We start from the raw sequence: 10647 nt of genomic DNA on the forward strand, positions 1-10647 counted from the left end.
TGGTAGCCGTGCTCGTAGGCGAAGCGGGCCGTGGACTCCACGGCGAGGTTGGTGGCGACACCGGTGAGGACGAGCTCGTCGACTCCGCGACGGCGCATCTGGAGGTCCAGTTCGGTGCCGGTGAAGGCGCCCCACTGGCGCTTGGTGATGAGCAGATCGCCCGAACTCGAGCCGCACCCGGGCGATCTGCTCATCACCAAGCGCCAGTGGGGCGCCTTCACCGGCACCGAACTGGACCTCCAGATGCGCCGTCGCGGAGTCGACGAGCTCGTCCTCACCGGTGTCGCCACCAACCTCGCCGTGGAGTCCACGGCCCGCTTCGCCTACGAGCACGGCTACCACGTGATCGTCGCCGAGGACGCGACCAGCACCTTCTCCGCCGAGCACCAGGAGTTCGCGACCAAGCGGATCCTGCCGATGATCGCCCGCCTCGACACCACCGACGCCGTCCTCACCGCACTCAAGGCCACCGGCGCGTAAGTCCGGACCCGGCCGTTCCGCGCGGGCACGCGTCAGCACACCCGACCACCAGCAAGGCGCCCTGGCACACCCGCCCGTACACCGGGCGCGCACACCGAGACGGGTTGCCCCGGCAAACCGTCCGAGATCGGAGAACCATGAGTACGTCCCTCGCAGCAGCCGTCATCGAAGGCCGCAGCGGTGAAGAGCTCGCGGAGCTGCCGCTGCCCGAGCAGATGAAGGCGGCCGTGATCCACAAGGCCGACACCGCGATGTTCACCGGCATCGAGGACAAGGACGTCCGCAAGTCGATACACGTCGACCAGGTGCCGCTGCCCGAACTGGCACCCGACGAGGTGATGGTGGCGGTGATGGCCGGCGCCATCAACTTCAACACCGTGTGGTCGGCCACCTTCGAGCCGGTGCCCACCTTCCGCTTCCTGGAGGACATGGGCCGGCGCGGCGGCTGGGACGCGCGGCGCGACCTGCCGTACCACATCCTCGGCTCCGACGCCTCGGGCGTGGTGGTACGCACCGGCTCGGCCGTGCGCCGCTGGAAGGCGGGCGACCACGTCGTCGTCGCGACGGCCTACGTCGACGAGCAGGACCCGGCCACCCACCGCGACGGCATGCTCGGCGAGGACCAGCGCGCCTGGGGCTTCGAGACCAACTTCGGCGGTCTGGCCGAGTACACCGTCGTCAGAGCCAGCCAGCTGCTGCCCAAGCCCGCGCTGCTCACCTGGGAGGAGGCCGCCTCCAACCCGCTGTGCGCGGGCACCGCCTACCGCATGCTCGTCAGCGACCGCGGCGCCCGGATGAAGCAGGGCGATGTCGTCCTGATCTGGGGCGCGACGGGCGGACTCGGCGCCTATGCGGTGCAGTTGGTGCGCAACGGCGGCGGTATCCCCGTCGGTGTCGTCAGTTCCCCCGAGAAGGCGGAGCTGCTGCGCAAGCTCGGCTGCGAAGCGGTCATCGACCGCTCCGAGATCGAGCAGGGCGACCGCACCATGCTGCAGCGGCCGGAAGGCTGGAAGAAGCTGGGCAAGGCGATCCGCGCCGCGGTCGGCGAGGACCCGCACATCGTCTTCGAGCACGTCGGCAAGGCCACCTTCGCCGCTTCGGTCTTCCTCGCGCGGCGCGGTGGAACGGTCGTCACCTGCGGCTCCAGCACCGGTTACGACCACCAGTACGACAACCGCTACCTGTGGATGAAGCTGAAGAACATCATCGGCAGCCACGGGGCCAACCTCGACGAGCAGTGGGAGACCAACCGGCTCATCAGCCTGGGCAAGGTCCTGCCGGCGCTGTCCGCCACGTACGCGCTCGACGAGGCGGGCGAGGCCGCGCGCAGCGTGCAGGTCAACGAGCACATCGGCAAGGTCGGCGTGCTCGGTCTCGCGCCGCGGGCCGGACTGGGCGTGACCGACGCCGAAGCGCGTGCCCGGGTGGGTGAGGAGCGGTTCGCGCTGTTCCGGGGCTGACGGCCCAAGGGCTCGGGCGGGAGCCCGACCACGGCGGTGGACCGCGGCGGCTGCTCCGGTCCACCGCCGCCACACGCGCACTGAGCGGGCCTGTCGCCGTGCACCGGGCGGGCGGAGAATGGCGCGAGCAGCCGCGGCCGGACTACCGCCCTTCCCGCGGGCCGCTCGACGCGAGGTCCGCTTCCAGGCCGTTCAGCAGCCGCTCCAGGCCCCAGGTGAACTGCGTGTCCCGCGCGCCTTCGGGGGCGTACTCGGCCGCCGCGTGCAGCAGCGGGAACGAGGCCGGCGGCAGGTCGGCGACGGCGTGGCCCCACCAGGCACGGTGTTCCTCCTGGCACTGCGGCTCGGTCCGGTTGATCTCGTACAGGACGAAGCCGAGCGTATAGGTCTGGGCGGCGTGGTAGGCGCGGACCGCCTCGCGCAGCGGCCAGCCGCCCGCCGTCAGGCGGCCGAGCAGCCATTCGAAGACCTCCGCCAGCTCCGTGCTCCACATCCGACGGGTCATCAGAAGCTCTGCCAGCGCGCTGTGTTCGAGCATCCGCAGACGCAGCGCCGCGGAGAACGCCGCCAGCGCCTCGCGCCAGCCCAGGGAGCCGGAGCGCTCCAGCGGGAAGTCCCGCAGCACCCCCGCGGCGAGCAGTTCGAGCAGATGCTCCTTGCTGTGCACATGTCCGTAGAGCGACATCACACCGCAGCCCAGCTCGCGGGCGAGCCGCGGCATGCTCACCGCCTCCAGGCCGTCCCGCCGCGCGATGTGCAGGGCGGTAGTGACGATCTGCGCCCGCGACAGCGAGCCCCGCGGCCGTCTGCCGCCCTTGCCCGCAACCGGATTCGCCGAGGCCTTCGCCATCGTGCTCCTTCGTTCTCCCGCCTGGCCGATCCGCGTCCACCGGGCCCGCGTGATCTTGCGTACCGTCACGGACCAGCCTACGGTACGCATTACCGTAAGGCTTACGGTACACATCGGCGGAAGAGACGGTGATACCCGGTGGAGAACGAGACGCAACTCCCCTTAAGCGGCGTACGGGTGCTGGACGCGGCCACCTTGTTCGCGGGGCCGGGCACGGCCACCCTGCTGGGGGACTTCGGGGCGGACGTCATCAAGATCGAGCACCCGACCGGCGATCCGGCGCGGCGCAACGGAGTGCAGGTCCACGGCGAGAGCCTGTGGTGGAAGCTGATCGGCCGCAACAAGCGCACGATCACCCTCGATCTGAACCGTCCCGAGGCCCAGGAGATCTGCCGGACTCTCGTACGCGACGCGGACGTCCTGGTGGAGAACTTCCGGCCGGGCACCTTCGAGCGCTGGGGCCTCGGCTATCAGGAACTCTCCCGGATCAACCCCCGTCTGGTGATGGTCCGGGTCAGCGGCTTCGGCCGGGTGGGCCCCATGCGGCACCGCGCCGGCTTCGGTACGCTCGCCGAGGCCATGAGCGGCTTCGCCCACTCCACGGGCGAGCCCGACGGGCCACCCACCCTGCCCCCGTTCGGCCTCGCCGACGGCATCGCGGCCGTCACCTCGGCGTACGCGACGATGGTCGCCCTCCACGCGCGCGCGACGACCGGGCGCGGCCAGATCGTCGACACCGCCCTGATCGAGCCCATCCTGCATCTGCTCGGCCCGCAGATCTCCGCCTTCCAGCAACTCGGCGTCATCCCCAGCCGCTTGGGCAACCGCTCGGCCAACAACGCCCCGCGCAACGTCTACCGCTGCCGTGACGGGCGCTGGGTCGCGGTCTCCACCAGCGCGCAGTCCATCGCCGAGCGGGTGATGCGGCTGGTGGGCAGCCCCGAACTGATCGACGAGCCGTGGTTCGCCAGCGGATCGCGGCGCGCCGAGCACGTCGAGGAGCTGGACGCCGTCGTCGGCGGCTGGATCGCCGCGCGCGACGCCGACGAGGTCATCACCGCGTTCGAGAACGCCCAGGCCGCCATCGCACCCGTCTACAGCATCGCCGACATCATGACCGACCCGCAGTTCGCCGCCCTCGACACCGTCGTGCACCTCGACGACCCCGAACTGGGCGACCTGGCCATGCAGGGCCTCCCCAGCCACCTGTCCGCCACCCCGGGCCGGGTCCGCTGGGCGGGACGGCCTCTCGGCGCGGACAACGACGAGGTGCTGGGCGGGCTCGGCATCGGCCCGCGGGAACGGGCGGAGCTGCGCGCCAGGGGAGTGATCCGGTGACTCCCGTTCCGATGCCGCCCGCCGGCTCACACCGTCCGCCCCCGGCGAAGGAGGAACCGATGGAGGCACGGCCCACCCCCGCCGGCCCGTGGCGCACCTGGCTGTATGTGCCCGGAGACCGCCCGGACCGCTTCGGCAAGGCCCTCGCCAGCGGGACCGACGCGGTGGTCGTCGACCTTGAGGACGCGGTCGCGCCCCGCCTCAAGGACACCGCGCGCGAGGCAGCCGCCGCCTTCCTCGGCCAGGCACACCCCCGCCCGGTGTATGTGCGCGTCAACCCGCTGGGGGAGGGCGGTGAGGAGGATTTGGCCGCGTTGCGCGGCAGCCGGGTCTCGGGCATACGTATACCCAAGTGCGAACACCCGGAGCGGGTGGCGGAGGCGGCGCGGCACCTGCCGGGCGTGCCCCTGGTGCCGCTCGTGGAGACGGCGCTGGGCGTGGAACGGGCCTACGCGCTGGCCACCGCCCACCCCTCGGTGGCGGGCCTGGCCTTCGGCGCGGCCGACCTCGCGGCCGAACTCGGCACGGCACACCGGGACGTACTGGACGCCGCGGCCCACCGCGTCCTGCTCGCCGCCGCCGCGGCCCGGCTGCCCCGCCCGCCCATGAGTGTCTTCCCCGCCGTACGTGACCTCGACGGTCTGGCGACGGACTGCGCCCGTGGCCGCGAACGCGGCTTCTTCGGCCGCTCGGTGGTGCACCCCGCTCAAGTCCCGGTCGTCAACGCCGCGTTTACGCCGGCCGACCAGGACGTGGCCGCCGCACGCCGCCTCCTGCGACGTGTCGAGGCCGCCCACTCGGCGGGCTCCGGTGCGTGGCTCGACGAGACCGGCGCCCTCGTCGACACCGCCGCGCTGCGCCAGGCCCGCACCGTCCTGGACATCGCCGCCCTCGGGGCGCGGGATCCCGCTTGAGCGGCGTTCCGTGAGTACCCGAAGACCTGGAGCGCCCCCACACGCTTCCGGCGCGCCGCCGTGCTCCCGGCGGTACCCGCCGCGCCCCGCGTGGCGCCCCGGGCCACCGTTTCGGCGGACGGTGCCGGGGCAGACGACGTAGCGTCACAACGAGCCATATCGGGAGGGTTCATGTCCGGGCTACTCGCAAAGATCAAGCAGTTCAGCCGCACGCCGCAGGGGCAGCGGACGATCGCCTCGGTGCGGCGCGCGGCTGCCGACCCGCGCAAGCGGGAGCAGGCCCGGGGGATGTTCAAGCGGCTTCGCGGCGGGCGCTGACCTCAGCCGGATTCGGCTCCCGGCTCACGCTGGGCGGCCCCGCCGAAGAGCAGGTTGCCCACGCATCCGGGTTCCTCACTGGTGAAGTAGTCGTGCAGGGACTCGCTCAGTTCGTCGAGGCTGGTCACGCCGTCCCCGTCGGTGTCCAGCCGGTGGGCGATGTGGTCGGCCTCCGCCTCGTCCGCGCCGAGGGCCCGTACGAGCAGTCGGGTCTCAGCCCTGCCGAGCAGACCGTCCTGGTCGTGGTCGGCGGCCATCAGGATGGCGGTGACCAGCGGCAGGATGCAGGTGTCATAGGTGGCGGGGGTGAAGGCGAGCTCGGTCAGGGCGGTGGTGAACGGCTCCCGCGTCAGGGACTGCGAGGAGAGCACACCGGCCTCGCCGGTCAGACTGCGCCAGTACGTGGCGAAGGCGTCCCGCAGCGCCAGAGCCTGCGGGCTGTCCCTCTCATGGCCGAGGCGTGTGGCCATCCGCTTGGCGGCGGCCGTGAAGTCCGACGCCGTGACGACACCGTCCGTATCGGTGTCGAAGAGGTGGAACTGCCGCCGGTGCTTCTCCGTCACCAGGGGCGGGACGGTGCCGGTCCAGGTGCGGTGGACGTGCGGCCTCGGCGCGGTGCGCCGGGGCACGGCCGGCTGTCGCGTGGCGCGTGCCTCAAGGTACCGGCTTGTGGCGGCGTAGCTGAGGTCGATACGACGGTGGATGGCGGCCAGTTCACGGGCCTTGCTGGGCCAGCGGGCCTCCCGTCCCTGCCCGGCGGAGTCCTCGCCGCTCGGCAGCACGTGCACACGTACCCCATCGGGACGGCTGTTGAGGACCTGGTGCAGATGGTGCCGGCGGGACACCTCGAAGATGGTCGCCCCCAGTTGCCAGGGGGTCCGGGCCGGGCGCAAAGGCCGTTCGTTCTGGCGCATGCGCAGGACGTAGATGGTGCGCGCGCCACTGGCCACCGCCCGGGCCAGGGGAACGGATTCGGTGACCCCGCCGTCCACGTAGTGCTCGGCACCGATCCGCACCGGAGGCCACAGTCCCGGCACCGCGCTGGAGGCGAGCAACGCGGGGAGCAGGGGCCCGGAGTCGAAGTACCGCACGGCCGCGCGCTCGATGGACGCGGCGACGCACTGGTAGGGGACCTGGAGGTCCTCGATCCTGCTCGGTTCGGTGAAGTGGGTGGCGAGGAGGGCGCGTACGGCGGTGTTCGTCTTGATCTCGGGCCGCAGGGCAAGCGCTTTGAGCACACTGCGCGGGGTGAGCCCCATGACGCGGTCGGCGACGAAGTCGTGCCAGAACCGCAGCATCTCGTCACACACCGTCAGTGTGGGGTTTCTGGCGACCATGGCTCCCTGGATCGATCCGATGGACGTACCGATGACCAGGTCGGGGGTGATTCCGTGCTCGAAGAGAGCACGGACCATGCCTACCTGATGGCCTCCGAGTACGCCCCCTCCGCCGAGCACGAAGGCGACCTCGGGCGTCCTGGTGGGCTGGTGTGTCATCTCTGGGGCCTCTCAGGGGCGGTGGTCGGGGTGCGCAGCGGGTGATCGGCACAGTCGGCGCCCGGGACCGGCCCACCGCCCCGATCCGCGGCGGTCACCGGGGGATCGGGGCGGGACTGCGGCGGGGGAAGGGTGCGGGCGTGGGCGATCCACGCGTCCATGGCCGCCCACCGCTGATCGAGCCAGGCGGCAGCCGCGGCCGGTTCGCGGGGCACGGCCGCTGCCGGGGTGTGCCACCAGTTCAGGTGTACGCGACGGTCGCCGGTCGACGGATAGCCGAGGTCGGTCAGGCAGCCGAGTGGGTCTTCCAGACCGGTGTGGCCCACGATGACGACATCGGCGTCAACGGCCTGGGCCAGCACCCGGGCCGTCCCGGCCGTCACCGGAGGAAGTACGTACCGCAACTGCCTTGCCCAGGCCGCGCGTTCGGGATCGGACGTGTGCAGGGCCTTCAACGCCGTGCGCCTGCCGGCGGCGGTCATGTGGGCGCCTTCGGGGAAGTACGCGAGCACGTCGTCCGGACCCAGCCGCTGGGCATGGTGGATCAGGAACCGCATGGCGCGGGCCGGCCCGTGCCGGTTCCACCGGAACAGCGCCACCCGTAGGGGACGCAGCAGCAGTGCGAGAGCCGGATCCAAGGCCGGCAGGAGGCGTCCCACCGAGATCAGGCTCCGCCCCAGTTCGTGGCAGGCGAGCAGGGCCAGCAGCTGGGGGTTGAAGGGGCCGGAGTGGCGCACCAGCAGCACCACCGGGCGACCGGGCTCGATGGAGGGAGGCGCGTTGTGGCGCTCCAGAACGAATCCCGCCTTCTCGACGCCTGCGGTGAGCAGCCGGTGACTCAGACGGCAGAAGAGCTGTTCGTGGGCGTGGACGTCCCGTGTCCGGCGCGACAACAGGGCGCGCAGGGCGGGGAGTTCGAAGTGGGTGAGGTAGATCCACCCAAGTCGCAGGCAGTGCCACAGGGCCGTGCCGCGGCGCGGGGCTGTGGCCGGGCGGGACTCCCTCACGGGGCGGTCACCACCAACGCGGCGTTCTGCCCGCCGAAGCCCACGGAGTGGGTGAGTACCGCTCTCACCGGCCGGCGCAGTGTGGAGGGGACGAGGTGCAGGTCGTGGGCGGGATCGGGGGTGTGGAGGTTGGCCGTACCCGGGATGGTCCGGTGGGCGATCGACAGCACCGCGCACACCGTCTCGATGGCTCCCGCCGCGCCGAGGCTGTGACCGGTCACTCCCTTGACCGAGGTGACGGGTGGCCGGTGCGGGAAGACCCGGGCCAGCACCGACGCCTCGGCAGCGTCACCGCGGGGAGTCCCGGTGGCGTGGGCGTTGACGTGGTCCACATCGGACGGGGACAGACCGGCGTCGGCCAGTGCGTCGCGCACCGCCCGCTCCAGCCCGGTTCCGTCGGGATGGGGCGCCACCGGGTGGTGGGCGTCCGCCGTCTCTCCGCGTCCGGCGACGCGGGCATGGATGTGTGCCCCTCGGGCCCGGGCGTGGTCTTCCCGCTCCAGGATCACGATGCCCGCGCCTTCGGCCAGGACGAAGCCGTCACGCCGGGAATCGAAGGGGCGGGACGCCCTCTTCGGATCGTCCGCACGCGACAGCGCGCCCAGTTGAGCGAAACCGGTCGCCACCACCGGGGTCAGTGGCGCCTCGGTGCCGCCCGCGATGACGATGTCGCAGCGCCGGGCGCGCAGCATGTCCAGGGCGGTGCCGATCGCGGTGGCGCCCGAGGCGCAGGCGGTCGAGACCACCAGGCAGGGGCCGGTGATCCGGTGCGCGATCGCGGTCTGCCCGGTCGCCATGTTCGACAGATAGTGCGGCAGGAGGAGCGGCGAGACGGCCCTGGCGCCGCCGTCGCGCATGGCCTCCTGCGCCAGGACGCAGGCATCGAGGCCGCCCATGGAGTTGCCCAGGACCATTCCGACCCGCGAACCGTCCCACTGTGCGGGGTCGAGCCCCGCGTCGGTGAGGGCTTCCGCGACCGCTACCAGCGCGAACTGGCCGAACCGCGCGGTGCGGTGAGCGCGTTCCGCGCCCAGCGCCCGTTCGGGGTCGAAGCCGGGCACCCGGCAGGCCAGGCGGACCGGCGAGGGCGCGAGCCGGGGGTCCACCTGTGCCGTCGCGCGGCCGGAGCAGATGCCGGCCCAGCTCTCCGCCACGCCGATGCCGGCCGGAGTCACCAGACCCAGGCCCGTGACCGCGGCGGCGCCGCTCACCGGCGCAGCCCTCTCTCCAGCAGGGTGACGAGGTCCCGCACCGTCGCGGCGCGTGCCGCCCGGTCGCCGTCGATGACACCCCGGTAGGAGCTCTCCAGGGCGACGGCGAGTTCGGCGCGAGCGAGGGAGTCCAGATCGGCCAGGGAGGTGTCCAGGGCCAGGTCATCGGCCGGAATCCGCAGCGTTTCCGAGATGAGGGCTCGGACTTCAGTGAACATGGACATCCCCAAATGGCTCATGGAGTCGATGGACGGGAACGGCGACCGGGCAGGTCGTCGCACCGGTCGGTGGAGGTCGTCGCACGGGTCGGCCGAAGCGTGGGATCAGGACCGGCCGCACCCGGCCGTCGCGTTGCCCGCGTGTGTGCCGGAGGCGCCGGACCGCGCGCTCCAGGAAGTCAGTGGGTGCCCCGCCCGCCGAGTACGCCCCACGCGGCGACACCCGCCCGCCGTCCCGCGCCCGGGCGGTCCGGCGGGGGTGAAGCCGACCCTGTGTGCGGCGGTCGCGGAGGCAGTGCACTCACCATCGTCATACGCCATGTCTTCCCCGCCTCCATGGCGGGCCGATCGGCCGATCGGGGGAGTGTTTCTCCTTCAATCAACGAGCTCCGCCCGTGCCGAACGAGCGCCTCGACCAGGGCCGCGAACGCGCGCGGTACGGCATGGCTACTGACCCATCAGAGCGATATAAGGCAGAAAATACGATTACCTCGGCACGCCTGCGGCCCTTGCCACCGGGCGAGCGGTGACCATCTGCTCAAAGCGATTCTCGCTAGAAGGGGTCACGATGGGGCTTCGACGCGGGCGCCCGCTGGGCTGGCAAACGGCCTTCCTCGCCGTGTGCACGATCACGGCCGCGATGTTCGCGGCCCTGGCCGACCGCGCACCCGCGGCACGCGCGGGCGGGGTCGGCGGAAACAGCCTTCAGCTCTCGGTCACCGTCAACACCCGTCCCGGCCTCGGCGCGACGCAGCCCGGTATCCGGGTCGGCGCGCCCGTCGTCAAGGTCTACCGGCTGACCAACTACAGCGGAGCCGACCTCACCTCGGTGCGTCTGAACGACCCGGCCGTCCCGCCCGCGCTGCTCCGCTGCGGCGGCGGGAACCTCGGGACCCTGCGGGCGCTGTCGAGCACCACGTGCACGGCCCGGTTCCCCGCCGTCCCCGGCCCGCACACCGGCTGGGTCACCGCGACCGGCGAGATCGCCTCCCTGGGGATACGGATGACGGCTTCCGCGCAGAGCGGATACGCGGGTGTGGCCGGGCAGCTGTCCCTGTCGGAGAGCGCCCTGCTGACCAGTTTCAACGAGGCCGAGGTCCGCTACGTCCTGACCAACCCCGGCAACAGACCGCTGTACGACGTCCAGTTGGCCGACCCGGAACTCGCGCCCGGCCGCATTGACTGCTCCGGCCATGCAGACGTCCCCGAGCTGCTGCCCGGGACGGCCATGACGTGCACGGCACGGGTCGTACGGCCCCCCGGCACCTACCGGAGCGCGGGGAAGGCCACGGGCAGCGACTGGACTGTCACCCTGGGCCCGACGGGCGGCAACGAACCACCCCCTGTCCTCACCG

General features: G+C 72.1%; 12 protein-coding genes. 6 read left to right on the forward strand and 6 right to left on the reverse strand.

Annotated features, from left to right (window positions below; all coding sequences use genetic code 11):
- The coding region (locus ACJA3G_RS19540) for an isochorismatase family protein (protein WP_406554303.1) at positions 1–194 on the reverse strand (194 nt) is incomplete at its 3' end.
- On the opposite strand from ACJA3G_RS19540, the gene ACJA3G_RS19545 reads away from it, so the two are divergent.
- Both ACJA3G_RS19545 and ccrA read left to right on the forward strand, forming a co-directional pair.
- Entirely contained in the window at positions 148–480 is a 333-nt protein-coding gene (locus ACJA3G_RS19545; RefSeq protein ID WP_406554304.1) for an isochorismatase family protein, read from the forward strand. The genes ACJA3G_RS19540 and ACJA3G_RS19545 overlap by 47 nt on opposite strands.
- Positions 481–617: 137 nt before the next feature.
- Complete coding sequence (gene ccrA, locus ACJA3G_RS19550) at positions 618–1940, forward strand: crotonyl-CoA carboxylase/reductase (RefSeq protein ID WP_406554305.1); 1323 nt, start codon at positions 618–620, stop codon at positions 1938–1940.
- 142 nt (positions 1941–2082) lie between these two features.
- On the opposite strand, the gene ACJA3G_RS19555 is transcribed toward ccrA, so the two are convergent.
- Complete coding sequence (locus tag ACJA3G_RS19555; RefSeq protein ID WP_406554306.1) at positions 2083–2859, reverse strand: TetR/AcrR family transcriptional regulator; 777 nt, start codon at positions 2857–2859, stop codon at positions 2083–2085.
- A 69-nt stretch (positions 2860–2928) separates the two neighbouring features.
- On the opposite strand from ACJA3G_RS19555, the gene ACJA3G_RS19560 reads away from it, so the two are divergent.
- From ACJA3G_RS19560 to ACJA3G_RS19570, 3 genes are all read left to right on the forward strand, one after another.
- On the forward strand, positions 2929–4128 hold the full coding sequence (locus tag ACJA3G_RS19560; RefSeq protein WP_406554307.1) for a CaiB/BaiF CoA transferase family protein: 1200 nt from the start codon (positions 2929–2931) through the stop codon (positions 4126–4128).
- 59 nt (positions 4129–4187) lie between these two features.
- Positions 4188–5042, forward strand: coding sequence for an HpcH/HpaI aldolase/citrate lyase family protein (locus tag ACJA3G_RS19565; protein ID WP_406554308.1), 855 nt, complete (start codon positions 4188–4190; stop codon positions 5040–5042).
- 171 nt (positions 5043–5213) lie between these two features.
- A complete protein-coding gene (locus ACJA3G_RS19570; RefSeq protein ID WP_406554309.1) occupies positions 5214–5360 on the forward strand; it encodes a hypothetical protein in 147 nt (48 codons plus the stop codon).
- A 2-nt stretch (positions 5361–5362) separates the two neighbouring features.
- On the opposite strand, the gene ACJA3G_RS19575 is transcribed toward ACJA3G_RS19570, so the two are convergent.
- From ACJA3G_RS19575 to ACJA3G_RS19590, 4 genes are read right to left on the reverse strand one after another with little or no spacing between them, the layout of a single operon-like run.
- Positions 5363–6856, reverse strand: coding sequence for a patatin-like phospholipase family protein (locus ACJA3G_RS19575; RefSeq protein ID WP_406554310.1), 1494 nt, complete (start codon positions 6854–6856; stop codon positions 5363–5365).
- Positions 6853–7863: a hypothetical protein gene (locus ACJA3G_RS19580; RefSeq protein ID WP_406554311.1), complete on the reverse strand. Its 1011-nt coding sequence runs from the start codon at positions 7861–7863 to the stop codon at positions 6853–6855. The genes ACJA3G_RS19575 and ACJA3G_RS19580 overlap by 4 nt, the downstream gene beginning before the upstream one ends.
- Positions 7860–9074 carry a beta-ketoacyl-[acyl-carrier-protein] synthase family protein gene (locus tag ACJA3G_RS19585; RefSeq protein ID WP_406554312.1) on the reverse strand — a complete coding sequence of 405 codons (1215 nt, stop codon included), beginning with the start codon at positions 9072–9074 and terminating at the stop codon, positions 7860–7862. The genes ACJA3G_RS19580 and ACJA3G_RS19585 overlap by 4 nt, the downstream gene beginning before the upstream one ends.
- The gene (locus ACJA3G_RS19590; protein WP_406554313.1) at positions 9071–9292 is read right to left on the reverse strand and encodes an acyl carrier protein; all 222 of its coding nucleotides are present in this window, start codon (positions 9290–9292) and stop codon (positions 9071–9073) included. Before ACJA3G_RS19590 ends, ACJA3G_RS19585 begins: the two co-directional genes overlap by 4 nt.
- A 568-nt stretch (positions 9293–9860) precedes the next feature.
- On the opposite strand from ACJA3G_RS19590, the gene ACJA3G_RS19595 reads away from it, so the two are divergent.
- Positions 9861–10647: hypothetical protein (locus ACJA3G_RS19595; protein ID WP_406554314.1), on the forward strand; the 787-nt coding region annotated here is incomplete at its 3' end.

The sequence above is a fragment of the Streptomyces sp. YS-3 genome (assembly GCF_045257485.1).
Classification (GTDB): domain Bacteria; phylum Actinomycetota; class Actinomycetes; order Streptomycetales; family Streptomycetaceae; genus Streptomyces.

Excerpts from the sequence above, each read along its gene's own strand:
- ACJA3G_RS19575 (WP_406554310.1), bottom strand. The coding sequence starts at position 6,856 with ATGACACACCAGCCCACCAGGACGCCCGAGGTCGCCTTCGTGCTCGGC.
- ACJA3G_RS19590 (WP_406554313.1), bottom strand. The coding sequence starts at position 9,292 with ATGTTCACTGAAGTCCGAGCCCTCATCTCGGAAACGCTGCGGATTCCG.
- ccrA (WP_406554305.1), top strand. The coding sequence starts at position 618 with ATGAGTACGTCCCTCGCAGCAGCCGTCATCGAAGGCCGCAGCGGTGAA.
- ACJA3G_RS19565 (WP_406554308.1), top strand. The coding sequence starts at position 4,188 with ATGGAGGCACGGCCCACCCCCGCCGGCCCGTGGCGCACCTGGCTGTAT.
- ACJA3G_RS19570 (WP_406554309.1), top strand. The coding sequence starts at position 5,214 with ATGTCCGGGCTACTCGCAAAGATCAAGCAGTTCAGCCGCACGCCGCAG.
- ACJA3G_RS19545 (WP_406554304.1), top strand. The coding sequence starts at position 148 with ATGAGCAGATCGCCCGAACTCGAGCCGCACCCGGGCGATCTGCTCATC.